The 21,459-nt window shown below is 37.4% G+C and carries 11 protein-coding genes, 1 pseudogene and 2 CRISPR repeat arrays; of the genes and pseudogenes, 2 read left to right on the forward strand and 10 right to left on the reverse strand.

The features are described 5' to 3' along the window. The first annotated feature begins 34 nt into the window (after positions 1–34). The gene (locus tag MHB44_RS12520) at positions 35–1,627 is read left to right on the forward strand and encodes an IS66 family transposase (RefSeq protein ID WP_341299426.1); all 1,593 of its coding nucleotides are present in this window, start codon (positions 35–37) and stop codon (positions 1,625–1,627) included. An 87-nt stretch (positions 1,628–1,714) separates the two neighbouring features. Here MHB44_RS12520 and MHB44_RS12525 read toward each other — a convergent pair. The 3 genes and pseudogenes from MHB44_RS12525 to istA form a co-directional block, all read right to left on the reverse strand. Continuing rightward, positions 1,715–1,879: pseudogene (locus MHB44_RS12525) on the reverse strand (IS21 family transposase); the annotation flags it as partial. Between the two features lie 51 nt (positions 1,880–1,930). Further along, the gene (gene istB, locus MHB44_RS12530; protein WP_341299427.1) at positions 1,931–2,683 is read right to left on the reverse strand and encodes an IS21-like element helper ATPase IstB; all 753 of its coding nucleotides are present in this window, start codon (positions 2,681–2,683) and stop codon (positions 1,931–1,933) included. Beyond that, entirely contained in the window at positions 2,683–4,236 is a 1,554-nt protein-coding gene (gene istA / locus MHB44_RS12535; protein WP_341299428.1) for an IS21 family transposase, read from the reverse strand. The genes istB and istA overlap by 1 nt, the downstream gene beginning before the upstream one ends. 135 nt (positions 4,237–4,371) lie before the next feature. After that, positions 4,372–7,774: direct repeats of the CRISPR family, unit length 32 nt; unit sequence ATTTCAATCCACTCTCTCATATAGAGAGAGAC. Positions 7,775–7,887: 113 nt separating this feature from the next. Here istA and MHB44_RS12540 point away from each other — a divergent pair. After that, entirely contained in the window at positions 7,888–9,285 is a 1,398-nt protein-coding gene (locus tag MHB44_RS12540) for an IS4 family transposase (protein ID WP_341299429.1), read from the forward strand. 10 nt (positions 9,286–9,295) lie between these two features. Beyond that, positions 9,296–13,238: a CRISPR direct-repeat array (repeat unit 32 nt; unit sequence ATTTCAATCCACTCTCTCATATAGAGAGAGAC). A 160-nt stretch (positions 13,239–13,398) separates the two neighbouring features. Here MHB44_RS12540 and cas2 read toward each other — a convergent pair. From cas2 to cas3, 7 genes are read right to left on the reverse strand one after another with little or no spacing between them, the layout of a single operon-like run. Continuing rightward, complete coding sequence (gene cas2 / locus MHB44_RS12545) at positions 13,399–13,689, reverse strand: CRISPR-associated endonuclease Cas2 (RefSeq protein WP_341299430.1); 291 nt, start codon at positions 13,687–13,689, stop codon at positions 13,399–13,401. A gap of 10 nt (positions 13,690–13,699) precedes the next feature. Beyond that, positions 13,700–14,731 (reverse strand): type I-C CRISPR-associated endonuclease Cas1c, encoded by a 1,032-nt coding sequence (cas1c, locus tag MHB44_RS12550; protein WP_341299431.1) that lies wholly within the window; start codon positions 14,729–14,731, stop codon positions 13,700–13,702. Next, positions 14,728–15,387 (reverse strand): CRISPR-associated protein Cas4, encoded by a 660-nt coding sequence (gene cas4, locus MHB44_RS12555; protein WP_341299432.1) that lies wholly within the window; start codon positions 15,385–15,387, stop codon positions 14,728–14,730. Before cas4 ends, cas1c begins: the two co-directional genes overlap by 4 nt. Then, positions 15,374–16,255, reverse strand: a complete 882-nt coding sequence (gene cas7c / locus MHB44_RS12560) for a type I-C CRISPR-associated protein Cas7/Csd2 (RefSeq protein ID WP_341299433.1) — start codon at positions 16,253–16,255, stop codon at positions 15,374–15,376. Before cas7c ends, cas4 begins: the two co-directional genes overlap by 14 nt. After that, positions 16,236–18,131 (reverse strand): type I-C CRISPR-associated protein Cas8c/Csd1, encoded by a 1,896-nt coding sequence (gene cas8c / locus MHB44_RS12565; protein ID WP_341299434.1) that lies wholly within the window; start codon positions 18,129–18,131, stop codon positions 16,236–16,238. The genes cas7c and cas8c overlap by 20 nt, the downstream gene beginning before the upstream one ends. Continuing rightward, positions 18,128–18,853, reverse strand: a complete 726-nt coding sequence (cas5c, locus tag MHB44_RS12570) for a type I-C CRISPR-associated protein Cas5c (RefSeq protein ID WP_341299435.1) — start codon at positions 18,851–18,853, stop codon at positions 18,128–18,130. The genes cas8c and cas5c overlap by 4 nt, the downstream gene beginning before the upstream one ends. A 12-nt stretch (positions 18,854–18,865) precedes the next feature. After that, complete coding sequence (gene cas3 / locus MHB44_RS12575; RefSeq protein WP_341299436.1) at positions 18,866–21,235, reverse strand: CRISPR-associated helicase Cas3'; 2,370 nt, start codon at positions 21,233–21,235, stop codon at positions 18,866–18,868. Positions 21,236–21,459 lie beyond the last annotated feature (224 nt).

Below are 21,459 nucleotides of genomic sequence, written 5' to 3' on the forward strand. Positions count from 1 at the left end.
ATAATCATCCATAACTTATCTTGAACGAAATGTGGTGAATGATTTGGAAAATGCCTCCACGAAACAGACTGAACGATTAATTCAATTGTTAGAGCAACAATTAGCACATTCGAATGAACAGAATGACGAATTAACTAATAAATTGGATCAATCACTTAAACAAATTGAAGTATTAACGGAACAAGTCCGCCAATTAACAAAGGCTTTATATCGCTCCAAATCAGAGAAATCCAAGTATCAAGCGCCCGATAGGCAAGTTTCTTTATTTGAAAATGACCCGTCTTTTAACGAATCTGAGCAGACAGAAGAACAAAGCACCGAAGCAGTTAGTTATACGATTACTCGCAAAAAGACAAATAAAAAACGAAATGATTCGTTTCATGAAGAGATAGAAATGGAAGAAATTCATCATCACCCTGCTAATTTAGTTTGTGACTGTTGTCGTGGGGAAATGGTTGAATTCACTTCCATCTTGGTACGTGAAGAAGCAAGGTTCATTCCGGCTACGATGAAACGTGTGCAGCATTTTGAACATGTATACGAGTGTAAATCATGTAAAAAAGATGCCCTACAAAAAGCACAAATCAAACGTGGGAAAGCACCACAAGGTGCGATTCAAAGAAGTATTGCCGGCCCTACAGTATTGGCGAAGCTTATTTACGATAAATTTATTCAGTACTTACCTCTTTACCGTCAGGTAAATGAGTGGGAACGCTATGGCTTATATACAAACGATAAAAATTTGTCTAACTGGGTAATACGTGTGGCAGAAGATTGGCTTCAACCACTTTACGATTTAATGAAGCAGCTAGTAACGGAAAAATCTGTGCTTCATATAGATGAAACCTATGCACAAATCATTAAGCGTTCTGATGGAAAATCAGCACAATCAAACGCCTATAATTGGGTATGTCGTAGTGTCCAGAGTGAAGGGTTTATTATCGTTTTATTTAAGAGTGCCCTTTCTCGTGGGCGAGCCGTCTTGGAAGATTTAATCAAGGGTTTTAAAGGCACTGTCATCTGTGATGGGTATTCAGCATATGGTCAATTACCTCATGTTCAGTTCGCCAACTGTTGGGCACATGTACGTCGTTATTGGTTAAAAGCTGACAGTAAAAATGGACGAATAGGCGTGGCATATTGTGATCGGTTATTTCAGATTGAGCGTAAAATTAAGCACTTTTCATTAGAAGAGCGTGTGCAAATTCGCCAACAAGAAGCAAAGCCGATTGTGGATGAATTTTTTGATTGGATTGATCGCTCGCCATTCTTTGGTAAAAACGCTATTGCGAAAGCAGCTGAATATACATTGAGCCGCAAAGCAGCGTTAATGATGTTTCTTGAAAACGGAAATGTGGCCATTGATAACAATCCAGCTGAAAATGCGATTCGTCCAAATGTCATGGGTCGAAAAAACTGGCTTTTCTCTGTTAGTGAAGCAGGTGCGAAAGCAAATGCCATTTGTTTAAGTTTAGCTGAAACAGCTAAGGCAAACGGAATTGATTTTTATCAGTACTTGGTCAAGTTGATGACAGAGTTACCCAATGTACTGTTTCACCAGCAACCTGAAATTTTACATAACTATCTACCATGGTCAGAAAATATTCAAGCCACATGTGCAAAATAGCCAGCCAGCTGAAAAAAATTCAGCTAGCTGGCCACTCGTCATGCGTACCATTAAGGTGCGCTATTTTTTTATATTTCGGGCTTACAATCCATTTAAGTATTTATCAACAGTACGTCGATCTACACCCATTTCTCTTGCCAACTGACTCTTATTTATTTTCATCTTTAAATTCCCCATTAACTGTTTGAATTTTGGTAAGTCTCAAAGACTGTTAATCTCAAAATTCGTTTGAACATCTAGCGTTATGTACATATGTATTTCGCAAGTTAAATTTGAGCCAATTGTTAATTAAAATGTGAGCCACTAAAAATTGCTCTGTTTCATCCATTCTTTCGTTTCTAAAATTCGGTAGGAGCCACCAATCATGTTGATGATGTGCGCTCGGTGCGTCAGTCGATCAGTTAAGGCTGATGTTAATACTGGATCATGAAAGACCTCTTCCCAACGTTCAAATGTTAGGTTACTTGTAATAATGGTTGCTGCTCTACCGGCACGTAATGATAAGTGTGTAAATAGAAGCTCCGCTCCTTCTTTATCAAATGAAATGTAGCCGAGCTCATCAATAATTACTAAATCATACTTCTCAAATTTCAACTCAAAGGAGCGCAACGTTCTCGCAGAACGGCTTTCCTTTAATTGATTCACCAATGAGGCTACACTCGTGAAATACACTTTATAGCCTGCTAAACAGGCTTCAATGCCTAAGCCAATCGCAAGATGGGTTTTACCAGTACCAGGTGAGCCAATTAACAGGATATTTTGTTTCTCCTGAATGAATTTTAGCTCCTTCAAATGGGGAAGACGAACCGCCGCATTTTGCGGCAGTGCCTCTACATCTAATTCCTCTAATAGCTTTTTCTCTGGGAAGTTGGCTAATCGAATTCGATTAGCTTTTGCCCGCACATAGCGGTCCTCCATTTCCTGTTTTAAAGCGAAATAGAGAAAATCAGCTGGCGATGTATGTTGTTCAAATAAAGCTCCCTGTTCAAGTAAAGAACGAATACTTGGTAAACGTAATTCTTTACACATTTCAATCATTTCTTTTTGCTTGTCCATTAATGAACCACCCCTGTTCCTTTAGAATGAAATAACGCTGCTAATGAAGATAGGTTATCTAAAGATTGGTTAGTAACATCATCTTGGCCCGTTAGAACAGTGCGTACTTCAGCTGACTGTTCTGCTAAGAAAATGATTTTTTCCGTTGTAAGATGAATCAAAGGGTTCTTTTCTAGCTCAGTAATGACTTCTAGTACTCTTGTTAGGCAATCTCGTTCTTTGACATAAACAAGCAGCTCTAGAAAATCTTTTTCATTTCCGATATAATAGCGGTGGTAGATATTTTTTATATCTTTTGGTGCTTGACTCAAACATTCACTTTGGGCTAAGGCACCTTTTTTCTTTTCCAAGGTGTTTAAATAGTGGTAGATATTCATCACCCAGGCATGAACTTGCCAACTTCGTTTGTGTTTAGCGATGCATTCACCTTCGCTAAATAGAAGTACTTCCTCTGCACGAGCTTTTAACTTAATGTATTCTCCTACATGCCCCTCCGGTACAGAATAGCGGTTGTGACGGTAGGTAACAGTACTATATTTATCCACACGTAATTCTATTAATTCTGCAGGATCGAAAGGTGCCGCTGTTAAGCTGCCAGCTCGTTCTGCTCTTTCTTCCAACATCAATTCATGATGTGTTTTTTCTTTCAAATAATGAGCACGATTATTTAGATTTTCAACAATCGAGACTAAATAATCCTGTGCTTCTTCCAACGAAACAAACGTATCTCGATGCGCAAAGGCTTTCCGGCGTATGTATTCTACGCTTCGCTCTACATGGCCTTTTTCATTACCTTTACGAGGCTCACAAAGTCGTATCTGAAAATGATAATGCAAGGACAAACTTTTCATACCGTCGGTCATAAGACGGTCGTAACCAATAAAGTTTTTGACGATGGTACGCATATTGTCGTATGTAAAAACATTCGGCACGAAGCCTAAGGCCTCGATACATTTTACGTGTGCGTCCTGTACACAAACCATTGTTTCTGATTCATAGAGTCGGGCATAACGATCATTACTATAGGCTAAAGTAAATACGGCCATTGAAAGACTTCTTAATTTTCCATCAATGAATAATTTTACTTCGCCCCAATCAAACTCAACTTCACGACCAGCTGTTGGCTCTTGACGGATGAATACTTCCTTTTGCTTTTTCTCCTCACGATTTACGAAGTTACGAACAGTTGTATAGCCAATTTTAAAACCTTCATCTAAAAGCTTTTCATGCATATCAATAATCTTTAATTGCTGCTTATGCATATTTACTTCTCGCTTATTTTCATTTTTTTTCATCATTTCACGAATACGCTTCATCACCGTATTTGTTAAAGCTCTCTTTTTTCCATTACGCTTTTTATATGCCGGAGGCGTAACGTAATTATCTGTGATTGGTAAATTCCTTGTATCTTGTTGTCTAGCTGCTAGATCTTGCTCAATGTATTTTTTAACAGTATTACGAGACATTTTGAGCTTTTCTGCAATTTGACGCTGGCTTTTATTGTGCTGGTAGTACTCAATCAGTACTAACTGCTTTTTCTCCAAACTAATCACCTCTATATCCCCCTAACTTTTTACAGTTAGGATTATTTTGATAGAAAGTGGCTCTCATTTCAATTGCGTTGGTGGCTCAGATTTAGCTTAACAAATACAACCTTGTCTGTTTGATGCCAGGCATACCCTCGCAATATTTCAATCCACTCTCTCATATAGAGAGAGACTAACAGCATTAAGAACCTTATCTATAATTTCTGGAATTTCAATCCACTCTCTCATATAGAGAGAGACTAAAACAAACGATCAAGTTGCTGGGGCATTAAAAGATTTCAATCCACTCTCTCATATAGAGAGAGACGATGTTAACTATATCTCTCTTCCTTCTCCACTACTAATTTCAATCCACTCTCTCATATAGAGAGAGACTTATGAAGGGCTGGACATTATCACCGCAAACATATTTCAATCCACTCTCTCATATAGAGAGAGACAAACAAAAGGGCTATATTTCACTTTGATTTCATTATTTCAATCCACTCTCTCATATAGAGAGAGACCTGGTAACTCTGGCGACACTTTTTCATCCCAATCAGATTTCAATCCACTCTCTCATATAGAGAGAGACGTTTATTAATACGCACTCATTCGGGAACCTGGAATTTCAATCCACTCTCTCATATAGAGAGAGACGTGTCCATAACCTCTAGCCCTACCGTACTACAATATTTCAATCCACTCTCTCATATAGAGAGAGACACTATCAAAAGATGCTTCTTCAACTTGTTGATGATTTCAATCCACTCTCTCATATAGAGAGAGACGCACTTTCAAAAAAATTTCACACTTTTGCAAAAAATTTCAATCCACTCTCTCATATAGAGAGAGACGGATTCCGACGAACAAGCTTGCAGGTGTATTTGTATTTCAATCCACTCTCTCATATAGAGAGAGACGGACAACGATGGCCGCAACAAATGAATCTATTTCGATTTCAATCCACTCTCTCATATAGAGAGAGACACTATTTACTGATTCTTTTTCTTCGACAACTTCATTTCAATCCACTCTCTCATATAGAGAGAGACAACCTGAAACAGATGTGGTTTGCGGTACATGCAATATTTCAATCCACTCTCTCATATAGAGAGAGACCTCGTTTACTGCCGATGCATCGTTTGCTGTGTTGTATTTCAATCCACTCTCTCATATATAGAGAGACACACCTAGCACGGTAAGGCTTTTTATTATGCGATGAATTTCAATCCACTCTCTCATATAGAGAGAGACCATGTAGATACAGAATAGAAATAGGAGGTTATTTATTTCAATCCACTCTCTCATATAGAGAGAGACAGGTAGCTGTAATCGCATCAGCTACTACTAATTATTTCAATCCACTCTCTCATATAGAGAGAGACCGCAAGTATTTTTATTTGCAACTGGACGTCATCATTTCAATCCACTCTCTCATATAGAGAGAGACATGGTCTTGCATCAAAAATGTTATTATTTCTTTTATTTCAATCCACTCTCTCATATAGAGAGAGACTTACGGGCGCCAATATCGCTACGCTTACAATCTGAATTTCAATCCACTCTCTCATATAGAGAGAGACGGCGCTATTGCCGAGATAACGCCCAACACTACTGATTTCAATCCACTCTCTCATATAGAGAGAGACCCAAATGCGTAAACCATTACCGTTATTTCTACGTTCATTTCAATCCACTCTCTCATATAGAGAGAGACTACATAAATCTAAAAACGGTATATTTGTAGGTTATTTCAATCCACTCTCTCATATAGAGAGAGACTTTGTAATAACAATCCCAACATGCGCGCAATCTGATTTCAATCCACTCTCTCATATAGAGAGAGACTAAAGAAAAAGCTCTTTGGAGCCAAACGATGATTATTTCAATCCACTCTCTCATATAGAGAGAGACGCAGAGCCATATGATAGTGTTAAAGCATACAATCGATTTCAATCCACTCTCTCATATAGAGAGAGACTTATAGACCCAGCATACTCAGGATCGAATATGATTTCAATCCACTCTCTCATATAGAGAGAGACGTCTGCCATAACATTTGAAATTCGTCTAATTGAATTTCAATCCACTCTCTCATATAGAGAGAGACTGGATTAGACGATGCATAGGTTACATATTGGTTTATTTCAATCCACTCTCTCATATAGAGAGAGACATGCGCTGAGCTGGCAGCCAACGAACTAGCAAATTCATTTCAATCCACTCTCTCATATAGAGAGAGACACGTTCGAACTTCCATTCACTTAAATTTTCAATATTTCAATCCACTCTCTCATATAGAGAGAGACCGATGCCCATAATATGATTAACAATTTTGTCACATTTCAATCCACTCTCTCATATAGAGAGAGACAGGTGTTTTTGTAAGCTACGATTTACATGATGGTATTTCAATCCACTCTCTCATATAGAGAGAGACTTTTAAAATGTTTATTTGCATCTTCTTCATATTCATTTCAATCCACTCTCTCATATAGAGAGAGACATCTCAAATCATTTTGTTTCAACGTTTGGTAAAATTTCAATCCACTCTCTCATATAGAGAGAGACACGTCATGCTCGATACATCATTCTGTGGTAAAAAATTTCAATCCACTCTCTCATATAGAGAGAGACCTGAGATATTCCTTTATAGTATTGATTAACAGCAAGATTTCAATCCACTCTCTCATATAGAGAGAGACGCCATGTATCAACGCAAAAAAAGAAGAAATGTTTATTTCAATCCACTCTCTCATATAGAGAGAGACGGAGTATTAGTAGTCACTTTATTAATTTCTTTCATTTCAATCCACTCTCTCATATAGAGAGAGACTTCAAAAAATATACAAAGCCTGATGAGTACAGAATTTCAATCCACTCTCTCATATAGAGAGAGACTCTTATCACAAGTTGCAGTGTCGAGTAGCAGTAATTTCAATCCACTCTCTCATATAGAGAGAGACTAATTGATCTGTTATCATTCATGCCACCATCCTTTATTTCAATCCACTCTCTCATATAGAGAGAGACTGCATCACCCCTTCATTTCTAAACAAAATTGTCAATTTCAATCCACTCTCTCATATAGAGAGAGACAGTGAATGGCTTACTTGATATTGGATTTCCACCTATTTCAATCCACTCTCTCATATAGAGAGAGACCAATACCACATATAATCCTCTAAAGGCGACTTTATTTCAATCCACTCTCTCATATAGAGAGAGACTTTATGCCATCATTCGCCATCATTCGATGAGCGTTAATTTCAATCCACTCTCTCATATAGAGAGAGACATTAATCCCCCTGCAATATCTTTTTTCAATCGTTATTTCAATCCACTCTCTCATATAGAGAGAGACGGTCTTGCATTAGTAGCAGCATACAATAATTCCATTTCAATCCACTCTCTCATATAGAGAGAGACGCCATCTTTGCAGCCGGCGTTGACACAGGTACTTGATTTCAATCCACTCTCTCATATAGAGAGAGACCGGCATGGCGTAAAGCACTATTCATAACACATCGATTTCAATCCACTCTCTCATATAGAGCTATGCTTGCCCCACAATGAATACAATAAATGGATGTTGCTGTGAGCTCCTTTCTCCTCAAACCAACACAAAAATAGTAAAATAGAAGAAACAAAATCGTGAAGGGGGAGGAGAGGGAAATGGCATTCTCGACAGAAAAACTAGACACGAATCACTGGACCTATAACGAATTCAAAGATATGGGAATTGCTTGTGGAAGGACGATTAAACGGGTGATTCGATCCATGCAGACACTTTCTAAACAGATGGGCACATCCATTGCGAGTGCCAGTGCAGATAAAGCCGAAGCGAAAGCAATCTACCGTCTACTGGCAAATCCAAAAGTCACGCCCTCTGTCCTCTTACAAACACATCGAAAAGCAACGATGGCACACATCAAAAAACGAGAAGAATCTGTTATTTTAGTCGTGCAAGATACAACCACACTTAATTATACAGCTCACAAAAAGACAGAAGGATTGGGTGATTTTGGCGCAAGTCCCCATCATCAAGGACTTCTCCTTCATTCGGCTATTGCGGTGACGACAGATGGTATTCCTCTCGGTTTACTTGATCAATTTGTTTGGACACGTCCTGTAGAAGAACGAGGGAAACGGACATCCAAACGACAGAGACCGATTGAAGCTAAGGAAAGTTACAAATGGTTAAAAAGTATGGATAATAGTTGCAAGAACCAACCAAAAGGAGTTCGTTACGTTCATGTTGGTGACCGTGAAGCCGACATCTATGAATTTTTTCAACATGCCCTCGAAAAAGAACAGGACTTCCTTGTGCGTGTTGTGCAAAATCGAAGAACAACAGAAGCCTGCAAATTAGTTGATGCAGTGAAGCAAACCCCTCCAGCAGGAAAAATTTGCGTAGAAATCCCACGAGATACACGCAGAAATTTGCCCAAACGACAGGCAACTTTAGCGATTCGGTTCAAGCATGTACACATGACGGCGCCAATGAATGGCTTGAAAACACCGAAGCAAAAGGCAACCATCGCCGTGTCCATTCTGCATGTACGAGAAGAAACTCCCTTGTCCAAACCAAAACCAATCGAATGGTATTTAATCACGAACCGAGCGGTGACTACACTGGAGGAAGCGATAGAAAAAGTGAGCTGGTATATACATCGCTGGAAGATTGAGCGATTTCATTACATTTTGAAAAGCGGCTGTAAGATAGAGGAGAAGCAGAATCGTACAGCCGAACGACTAGAAAAACAGCTACACATGTACAGTATCATCGCTGTCCGAATCCTCGGCATGACTTACTTAGCAAGACAGCAACCAACAGCATCCTGTGCGTCATTTCTAACCGAGGAGGAATGGCAGGTACTCTATCGTATTTCGAATAAAACATCTACTCTCCCTTCTGTCTCACCAAGCATCAAAGAAGCCGTTGATTCCTTAGCCAAGATGGGCGGCTTCCTCGGACGGAAAGCAGATGGGGACCCGGGTGTCAAAGTCCTGTGGCGAGGATTCAACCGATTCTATACCGTACTTGAGTATTATCAACATCTCCTTCCATAATTAGGATATCTTGTGGGGCAAGCATAGCATATAGAGAGAGACACAAATGTCGTTTCGTCCACTTTTACAGTTTTACATTTCAATCCACTCTCTCATATAGAGAGAGACGCGAAATTACGCTCGAAAAAATCATTGATTTTGATTTCAATCCACTCTCTCATATAGAGAGAGACAATGTGTGGGATAAAATAAAAGAAATAGCTAACGATTTCAATCCACTCTCTCATATAGAGAGAGACGCAACAGAGCAGGACAGACTATCTAATGCTACTAGAATTTCAATCCACTCTCTCATATAGAGAGAGACCAAAAAGCTCATAAGGATGCTAAAGCAGCACGTATTTCAATCCACTCTCTCATATAGAGAGAGACAATAGATGCTGGTGGATTGAAAATATCATTAGATATTTCAATCCACTCTCTCATATAGAGAGAGACAGGTTAGTCTAGCCATCATACGTGTACAATATGATTTCAATCCACTCTCTCATATAGAGAGAGACCATAAATCACCTCACTGTATTTATATTTATAATATAAATTTCAATCCACTCTCTCATATAGAGAGAGACAAACGGTGGTTTTATATATACTTTCGCAAATTTGATTTCAATCCACTCTCTCATATAGAGAGAGACGGTTGTTCACTTACTGATAAAGATAAAGTTGTTATTTCAATCCACTCTCTCATATAGAGAGAGACCCCAGAGCCTGACGATGTGCCAGAGGGTCAATTATTTCAATCCACTCTCTCATATAGAGAGAGACGCATCAAGTCCAGCAATTGCTGATACAACAGACATTTCAATCCACTCTCTCATATAGAGAGAGACTAATTATGGAACTAGGTTCAATGTTCATGATTCACATTTCAATCCACTCTCTCATATAGAGAGACTAATCTTAGTATTGCGAAAGCACTTGAAAGTAGTATTTCAATCCACTCTCTCATATAGAGAGAGACTGGTGACATTCACGGAAAACTCCTCTAATTCGGTGATTTCAATCCACTCTCTCATATAGAGAGAGACCATGGTATGCCGTGAAATTTACGGAGCAAAGTAATGATTTCAATCCACTCTCTCATATAGAGAGAGACTTTTATCTTATTACAGGGTTTTTTGACACAAAAAATTTCAATCCACTCTCTCATATAGAGAGAGACGCCTGCAATAGCCGCGATATATTCGCCTTGTACAAAATTTCAATCCACTCTCTCATATAGAGAGTGACCTTACCAGCACACAAACGAGATAAAAAATTAATCGAATTTCAATCCACTCTCTCATATAGAGAGAGACTTAACAATCAGAGCTTTCGAGTGGGTGACAAACTATTTCAATCCACTCTCTCATATAGAGAGAGACAAAAATTAGAGTGCAACAACACTTAATTAGCAATATTTCAATCCACTCTCTCATATAGAGAGAGACTGTTATCCGTGCTCAATATCCTGATAAGCATAGCCATTTCAATCCACTCTCTCATATAGAGAGAGACGAACAAATTCGTAATATGATTTTGCAAAACTATCAACATTTCAATCCACTCTCTCATATAGAGAGAGACCGGTGATTTACCAACACCACGTTCTCGTCAAACGATTTCAATCCACTCTCTCATATAGAGAGAGACAAATGTTTATTTCTGTTTTGCCCCAACCCCCATTATTTCAATCCACTCTCTCATATAGAGAGAGACAACACGGACTAGTTACGGGTGAGTATGTATCTCAGATTTCAATCCACTCTCTCATATAGAGAGAGACTAAGTGACAGAAAACATTAGTTTAGAGCTTATCATTTCAATCCACTCTCTCATATAGAGAGAGACAAGGTGATTAATCGTAACTACCAACGCAATGTAGAATTTCAATCCACTCTCTCATATAGAGAGAGACGATGGTACAGAACCAGTTGTTGGAGAGGGTATTCCAATTTCAATCCACTCTCTCATATAGAGAGAGACAATTCAACATATCGTGATGCCCGCGATGCAGCAATATTTCAATCCACTCTCTCATATAGAGAGAGACAATTCACAAAATAAAACAATCAAAAGAGTTTTCATTTCAATCCACTCTCTCATATAGAGAGAGACACTTACAAACGACCCCTACGTTAGGGGCTATTGATTTCAATCCACTCTCTCATATAGAGAGAGACACTGAGAATAGACCAGATTCAGATCACTATCATATTTCAATCCACTCTCTCATATAGAGAGAGACTATTCGTTCGGCATTCCCTAAGTCTGTAAGTTTATTTCAATCCACTCTCTCATATAGAGAGAGACGGATTGTAGCGGATATACCAATTGGAGCTACGATATTTCAATCCACTCTCTCATATAGAGAGAGACCTTCCTTTGATTGAATACAATGAACATAAATTTATTTCAATCCACTCTCTCATATAGAGAGAGACACAAACGCTAATGCAGCCCATTGTATAGTCAAATATTTCAATCCACTCTCTCATATAGAGAGAGACGGCGGAATATACTGGTTTATTAGGTACACGTGATAATTTCAATCCACTCTCTCATATAGAGAGAGACTCCATCGCCACGAGAAGCACGTATTGTTTTATCAATTTCAATCCACTCTCTCATATAGAGAGAGACAGAATTAGAAGATATTGAGCAGCAAGAAACACAAAATTTCAATCCACTCTCTCATATAGAGAGAGACCTTTACAACCAAAACAAAATGAGGCAGCAAAGGCAATTTCAATCCACTCTCTCATATAGAGAGAGACCACATTACACTGTAATAACAGCAGAGGATGAATTTATTTCAATCCACTCTCTCATATAGAGAGAGACAGCAGTTTCACTTGCTAATACCCCACCATATTCTTCATTTCAATCCACTCTCTCATATAGAGAGAGACGTTATTTAGTATTTATTAGGAGGGTTTTTTATGATTTCAATCCACTCTCTCATATAGAGAGAGACGGCAAAAATAAACGGGGCGATTGAGGCACGTGCATTTCAATCCACTCTCTCATATAGAGAGAGACACACTCAAGTCAGGACGCGCGATATCCATTGGCGATTTCAATCCACTCTCTCATATAGAGAGAGACCCACGGCGATTGATAACGTCGTGGATACGGTCAAAATTTCAATCCACTCTCTCATATAGAGAGAGACGGCAAAAATAAACGGGGCGATTGAGGCACGTGCATTTCAATCCACTCTCTCATATAGAGAGAGACGTAAATAAAGTTCGTAAATATTATAGTACATCCATTTCAATCCACTCTCTCATATAGAGAGAGACATACGTACCAAAATTTGTGATTGAGCCGCAAGTTGATTTCAATCCACTCTCTCATATAGAGAGAGACACGGCTATAATCCTTTTAATTTATTATAGATTTTCATTTCAATCCACTCTCTCATATAGAGAGAGACGAGCTTTTAGATTCGTTAGAAAAGCAAAGAAAAATTTCAATCCACTCTCTCATATAGAGAGAGACACTAATGTCGCGTAAGATTCTACTAATTTTTTTTATTTCAATCCACTCTCTCATATAGAGAGAGACGTGATTGGACAGGCAATATTGATCGTCCTCACTTTATTTCAATCCACTCTCTCATATAGAGAGAGACTCTACAGTATTCCAGTCTGTAGGTTTTCGTAAGGCTATTTCAATCCACTCTCTCATATAGAGAGAGACAAGAGCTGTTTTCCCAAACCTCACTTGACCAGTATTTCAATCCACTCTCTCATATAGAGAGAGACTTTAACTATTGGTCAATAGTCATTTTAATAGTAGATTTCAATCCACTCTCTCATATAGAGAGAGACGGGGGCGTTATATCTGCTTGCGAGACATTGGTTTGAATTTCAATCCACTCTCTCATATAGAGAGAGACTATTAATTCAAACCCATGATAACAAGGGTGATTTGATTTCAATCCACTCTCTCATATAGAGAGAGACCGCAATATATAGTTAAAATCGTCTCTTCGCAAACTATATATTGATATCATTAAAACATATTACAAACATCTTAGGAAAGGTTAATCCTAAAATACATCAAATTAGCTAAAATTTTGCGCGAACCTCCTAGTGCTTTTATGGGCACTAGGGGTTCGCAAAATTAAAATATAAGTGGTGCTTCTACATCTAATGTTTCTTTTGCTCCTATGTGAGTGACCTTAGAATTATATTTATTTCCTAAGTTATAAAATCGAAGGCTGTCTCGCTTTGGGTCAATAATATCTTCAAGTGCAAGTTGAAGTTGCTTGTACTGTGTAGCATCAACAACACACTCGAATACGGAGTTTTGAACCCTTATCCCATATTCTCCGCATTTTTTTGCTACTTGGCGTAAACGTTTTGCTCCACCTGTTGTACTTGTTTGCACATCATAAGTTACTAATACTAACAAAAGCATTCACCTACCTTATTAAAAATGGAGGGTACGCATCCAAATCTCCTCGTAAAAAACGGGCCAATAAAAGTGCTTGTGCATGAGGCACTAATCCCCATTGAATTTTTTCTTTTAAATAAGGATGTGTCACATATTCTTGTTTAACATCTTGCCATAATTTAAAAAATTTTCTTCTTGCATCATCTTTTAATAAAACTGCACCATTTTCTTTCACAATAAAATCGCTAGCTTGTATTTGTTTACGATTGATAAGCTTTAAAACAAAGCGTTCAGCAATAACTGGGCGTAGTTCCTCCATTATATCTAAGGCAAGTGATGTTCGTCCTGGGCGATCTCGATGTAAAAATCCTACATAAGCATCTAACCCTACACCTTCCAGCGCAGCAGCCGTTTCAGAGGCAAGCAAAGAATACGCTAATGATAACAATGCATTTACTCGATCAAGAGGTGGGCGTCTGCTTCTACCTTTGTAATAGAAATCCTCTTTTTGTTGTAGAATGCATTCATCAAAAACACTAAAATAAGCACTGGCAGCATTACCTTCTATACCGCGTAATTCTTCTAAACTAGTTATTGAAAAAGCCAATTTTCTTGCCTGCTTTAAACGTTCAACGACTTGCGTTAGACGTTCAGTATTTACGCGTAACGCATGATCACGTATCGTACGTTTCAAATTTTGCTCAGCATTATAAATCTTTCCAACGATCATATGACGTGCTATTGCTGCACTTTCTAATTCATCCATTGATACTTCATATTGTTTTTTACGCAATGTTACATTGCCATTAATAGCACCTGTCAATCTTCCACGAAAACGTCCACTACTTGAAAAGAAGGTTAGGCTTATATTTTGTTCCATACATGTAGCCATTAAAGCAGGACTCGCACCTTGATGACCAAATGTACAAATGCCTTCAAGATTTAACATTGGTACTTTCCCAAGCTCGTTACCTTCTTTTAATAAAACAAGATTTTTACCATTTAGTGCAAGATATACGTCAGACTGAGATACATAAACTACATTTAATAATCGCTTCATTCTTTTGTCACCCTATCTATATAAGCGAATACAGATTCTTTATTTAATAACTCTGGTAAGCAAATATGCTGTAAAGAGCAATTTTTACAGTGCTTTCCCGCCTTCACACGTGGTGTATGTTTGCGTTCATAGTATTGATGCATCTCTTTTACCATAGCTATTACTTTATCACGCCATTCTTCTGTAATCACCACTATTTCTCGTCGCCTTGTTTCATGGTAGTACAGTGCAGCTTCATCTATCGTTGTTTGAAGCATTTCCTCCAAACAGAACACTTGGGCTACTAACTGCACAATATCAGCATCATGCTTTTTTGGTGCACCCCTCTTATACTCAATTGGCTTCACCGCAAATTGGCCTTCTTCATTGGCTAGAGTAATTCCATTTATTGTTCTTGTAAACTCCACCATATCACAAATGCCACTGATACCTAATGTAGGTGAATGAACTGGTAAAGCACGAACATAGATTGTATCCCCACGTTTTTCACGTACAAAAGGATCATCTGCTTTTTCATGTAAAGTATTGCCTTCAACAGTAAGTACATTATCTTCCCATACTTGTTCAATATGAATGAGTGCCCACTGTCTACGACAAAAGACAAAATGTTGCAAACCCGACAACATTAAAAATTGTTCTTCATTATAAGCCATCATATTGTTGGACAGTTAAGCCTGCTAATTCCGCTTCATTGACTGTAATCGAATAATCCTCAACGGTTGGCTTATCATTTTCATGTATTCTTTCAATTTTTACAGAGCGATGTACTTTAGCAGATGAATATTGTCCTAACTTACAATTATGCTCCCACCAAAATAATTTATTTACTTCCATACTGCCATCTGGACGTGCCGAAGAAGCATCATTTGCAAATAATGTACGAAGCGCTTCTTTTAATTTTTGTGCATCTTCATATGTAAAACCTGTCCGTTCTGCTAACTGTGGATTAATACTGCCATAAAATACATATACACCAAAGTCAACTCGATGTTTCATACCCATTGTGTCAGAAGTTTTTTGACTTGGATCTTTTGTATTGGTAATGGAGTTTACGCTTTTTGTAATCTGCATGCTTGTAATATCTACTGGTTCAATGCTTGTTGCAGCATGAATAGATACAGGACCTCGAACGCTTAAGGACAGCTTATCGCCTTTGAATGCAAATACTTGTCCAAATGCGCGCACATCATACCAATGTTCACAAGCAAGTTTTTCAGCAGATGCTTCTTCTTCACTTGTTCCCTTCCCCTTTGTTAAGATTTTATTTAATTCTTCCACTGCGGCTACTCGATCACGGATACTACGATGATTATCTGTTCGTCGTTCATCTGATTGTACTAGAATAGATTCCCCTTCATCCTGTAAGCGATTACGTAACTTTCGCTTAATTGCAACATCTGATACTTCACCGTGACCGTTAAAATCCTGTCTTGGCTGGTTTCCATTTAAAGGATCGCCATTTGGATTTGCTTTATTTACTGTAAATACCACTGCAAAATCAATTTTATTCTCCAATATTGTCATTTGGTACATCCTCCTTTTTTTTGTACATATCTTGGATTTGACTGCTATAGCCAAGTATAAATAATGGACTTAGTTGTTGATTATTCATTCGCTCAGGTGTAATTTGATCTTCAATTTGTTGAAGTAACATAGCATAATACTCGACATCAATTGCTTGTCTCATAAAATAAGGTTGTAGCTGGCGACGTATTACCAACCAAGTGCGAGCAGGATTTTGTATAAATGCATTGAAATAACGCGTTGCATTCGTAGATCTTCTATCCTTATCTTTTTTGCCTTTCTCACGATCTTCTAAAATTCGCTTCTCCATCACTTCTGCTACTCCTAATAGGCGACCGAATAAATAGTCACGTGTTACATTGTCCTTTTGTAATGCCATTGTGTATCCCTCCCCTTCATGTAATTTCAATACTAATGCACAAGCAACATTAAGTACCCCTTCCCAAGATTCTGTTAAATTTTTAAAGCTAGCAGGATTTTTAATGCGATTAAAGATTAACCGAACAATATCTAATGGTATTGGCTTTCGTTCCACAATACATGGTAATAGACGTGTATAAAGTTGCTTTTTAATTCTCGCATCTGCTTTACTCCCATAAACAGCTTCTACAATTCGATATGTGGAAGGTGTTCCTATCACACGCAACACTTTCTTGGTTTCTTCATCTTTTATAAATTGCAGCCATTTGCATGTGTTATGCCAATACTCTATATTATCTAAAAATAAATTTGGATGAAACTGTTGATAATAAACAATTGCTAAACGTCCTGATGTAGCAGCATCCATTGCCATTACAATAATATTTTCTACCTTATCTTCCGTTAATTGATTTTTGTAACCCTTGATTGCTTGATGTAGGGCATCAGCTTCTATTTCAGCTGTATATTTTTTATTTGTACTAGAGGAAATTAAACCAATCGAACTTTCAAATGGATCAGCAATATTAGGTTTTTCAATACCAAAAGTGATAAAATAGCGCGAATCTATATACATGCTCTGTCTCTGCATCAACCATCGTAATGCATGATGTGCCTTTTGAGAAACCTCATAACCTATTTGAACAGCTTCAATTGGTTTGGTAAAACGACCTCTATATGTATACCCTGCACTGTCATTAGAAGAAATTAATTTTGACATATCACCTGCATTTCTTATACGTGCGCCATGCTGAGAAGTTAACGCTACTTGCTGACCAGTAATATAGCAAATGCCTTGTTCTTCTAAAGAATGTTGATTAAAAAATGCAATATAGGCATCAAAAAGCTTTTTATCTTCCCATACAGCTCGCTCCTCGTATGTTGTATGTAGTACATCAAAACGAACAAAGGCATCAAGCACATCACCAACCACTACTTGAAAAATGAATGGCTTTTCTTTATCTGTCCATTTCGTTATAATTTTATTTTGTTTATCCACAAACAATACTTTTTCTCGCACTAAGTCTGCTATTACTGTTCCTTTTTTTACATAATCATAAATTGCTTGTACACGCTGTGGCACATGTGTATCATTCACCCATTGCTGCATTTGATTGATATAATCATTGTAATAAGTAGCTCGCTTTTCATTACCGCCAAATGCTAGATAATCTCCAGCAACATATGCTAACTTATCATGTAAAAAATGCGGTGCACTCGCACTTGTTCGATTAGCAGAAGCTAGCGTAACAGGGACTATTGTCCTTGCATGCTCTTTATTAACCACCCTTGCCTCAATAAAGTCACCTTCTGGACTAATAAGAATTTCAATTTGTGCGCTTTGCATCATATGAGATACGGGCAATAATGTCATACGCTGTTGATATCTTTCTTCAAATTCCCCAACGTGCTGGTGGTTATTGTTATATACTTGTTCTAATTGCTGCATCCAGTTCATCGATTCACCCCCTTAAAAATCTCTTCATATTCATCATCGACACTTTTAAAGTTGATATTTTCCTCAAAAGATTTCACAGAGCCTTTTCTAATCGAACGTATAATTTCACAATCTTCTGGTCGAACAAACTGAATTTTCCCATCTTTCATGGTAGGTCTCCAAATTCTAGCTTCTAGCTCTCCCGCACTATTTTCATCAGGGTATGTGAAGCCATGAAACATTGGACCAAAGCTGATCTCCCCGTATTTATCATAAAATCCACTACCACTATCAAACTCGCAATACTCTACATAACCTTGACATTCCCGTGTTCCTAAGTAAATATCACGCCGTCCCCCACGTTTTACACAACGTTTAGCGATATTATGGTGCTTCTCTTCGTTTCGATCATATGTTAAATCAGGTCGGTTTTCATTGAATTCAAAGTGAGCTCGTACGTGATAGACAGGCTTCCTTAAATACGTATAATAAGCTAAATCATTGGAATCCTCTTGATACTTTATTGGTCGAACCCCTTTTACTTCTGTTTGAATAGCATTCATAACACGTACTTCATCAATATACCAAGTAATCGTCGGCTTCCAATATATAGATTCCACAATCCCTTTTAATGCTTGATATGTTGGTACTTGATAGGTAAATTTCTCTCCCCCAATACGTGTAACAGGGTCTGTAAATAAAGCATATTTACCATATACTTTAAATTCAATTTGATTACGCATCCTCTCACCTCTTTAATATGCTGAATAATCTTCCATTTTTTCTTCTCCTTTAATTGAAACACCGAAAGCTGTACTATATGCCTTATCATCTAAATAATAAAATGACTCATAATATAGAGGCTTTAATAAACCTTGTTGACCAAGCAATTTGTATTCATGTTCATATAAATTCACAGTAAATTGCTGTGCTTCTTTCAATAATTGATTAAAATTGACTAAATCCAGTTGTGGCTCATTTAAAGCAGCTATCACATCATTACCTTTTTCAAAAGGCACAATAACAGCCTTTGTAGGCGAATCAATCGCTTGAAAATGTTGCTCTAACGTCTTAAATAATGCATAAGATAAATTCTCTCTTGCTGGCGATTGTATATCTTTTTCAAGTAACTTAATCAATTCATATTTCAATTTAGGTGGAGTTAATTTTATTTTAGTTTTTATATAATTATCGTAATGTCTAAAATAATGAGAAATTGCCTGTGGACTAAGCATATCTGTAGCATACTTGTCATCTCTCAAAATATAATTTGCTGTCACTTCCCCACCTACTGCGATTTCAGGCAGATTTCTCAAGTTCTCATCCTTTACTCGTACAATATATACATCGCCCCTTTCTTGTGTATGATGACGATTACAACGTCCTGCTGCCTGTGCAATAGAATCTAAACCTGCTAAAGAGCGAACAACTGCCTCAAAGCTAATATCTACTCCAGCCTCAATCAATTGACTGCTAACGCAAATCACTCGTTCCTTTCCTAAACAATCATTAATTTCTTTTAGTATTTTGCTCCTATGTGCAGGACACATGGATGTACTTAAGTGATATACTTTATATTCTTGCGTACGCACGAGTTCCTCATATAATTTACGTACAGCAGTCTTTGTGTTTAAAATGATTAATGTAGATTGTCGATTTTCCATTATATTTTGCACAAACATTGCCAACTCTTCTGTGTCATATCCATCAGTTGTAACATGATTATGGATGGTCACACGTTCAAATGCTTTTACTGTATCTGTAAGTTGTGAAACCATTTCAGCATTGTCCTGCAATTCAATGCCATAGCTCATTGTTCCAACGGTTGGCTGTGTAGCTGTACATAAAACTAAACTGCTATTTCCAACATGGTGCAAAAAATTCAATGCTGTATTAAATAAACTAAAATGTTTATATGGAACCGATTGTACCTCATCAAAAATAATGACGGCATTTGTTAAATTATGTAATCTCCTTGACTTCCTCGTTCCTTTTTGAAAAAAGGCATCTAAAAACTGCACCATTGTTGTAAATATAATAGGATAATCCCAATTATCTCGCCCTAATTGTATTTTTTTATGATAAGGGACTCCATAAAAATCTTGCTCATTATCAAGTTTTTCATTAATCTCTTTATCATCTACTACATTTGCATGATGTTCTAAAACGGCTTGTGATTGCTGGATGATTTCTTTCACGGCTTGTGCATTTTGCTCTAAAATAGTTGTGTAAGGTACAATATAAATAATTCGTGCTTTTTGATATTGGTTGGCATGTTTTAAAGCATAGCGCAAACTAGCAAATGTTTTGCCGCCGCCTGTTGGAATCGAGAGAGTATAAATTGCCGAGGGTTGCATCGCTAATGAGTCGCAATTTTCAGACATTAAAGTGCGTAGTTGATTAATCGGTTCCTTATTCTCTTTCCATTTTTCAACTTGCTTCATCAGGTGTTGATAACCCTCTAAAAATACATTTGTATAATCTGCTACTGTTGCTGATGTATTCTCTTCAAAACATCTAGTATTTGTGCGATCAGCATCAATCAAACAACTAAAAACAAGCTTTTGGAAATAACTAAAATAAATACTATAATGCGCTTTCATTTTTATTTTTTCAAAAAACGCACGACATTCCTCTGTTGCTTCATTTACTAAACGTTGTACACGTTCCTTATTACCTTCAATCGCTTCAAAATTTTGAACGATGTTATCATAATAAGGTAAATCTTTTTTTACAACTCGTTTCATATAATCAGATATTTCCAAATCCAACTGAGCAAAGTTTTGTAGCCCTGAATGGTGTGATAAAATAGCCATCCCCACTGTTTCTACAACAAGTTTTTGCATACCATCACCATGATAAAATCGTTCATATAAATATTTTGCACCAGCTGTAGAATGGTCAATTTTCTTGCTAGCGACTTCATTATGTAAAACTGCATTCTTTAAATAAATAGTAAATTCCTCAGTAAACTTCCCTAAGTCATGTAAAAATCCAGCAAGCTCCGTGTGTGCCCCTACACCCGCTGGCTCTCCATACGCTCTTGCTAAAACTGCCACTTCCTCTAAATGATGTTGTACTGTTTGCTCAGCATAATCTGCCTCTCGAATATGTGCTAGAAACATACGTTCCACCCCTCTTCTTTAGCATACTATAGCCATTTTAGGAAGGCAATGTATTTTTTGAATAAAATAGCATAATACTAGTAAATTTCATAGCTATTTCTTAAAGGAATATAAAATAAAAGAAGAGTAATAAAAATATAGGAGATAGATAGTAGCATATTATCCCCTCAATCTCATTTCTTGGTATATTATATTTCTTGCTCAAGCATTTAATGGATACTCCT

It is taken from the genome of Lysinibacillus sp. FSL H8-0500, from assembly GCF_038051955.1.
Lineage (GTDB): Bacteria > Bacillota > Bacilli > Bacillales_A > Planococcaceae > Lysinibacillus > Lysinibacillus macroides.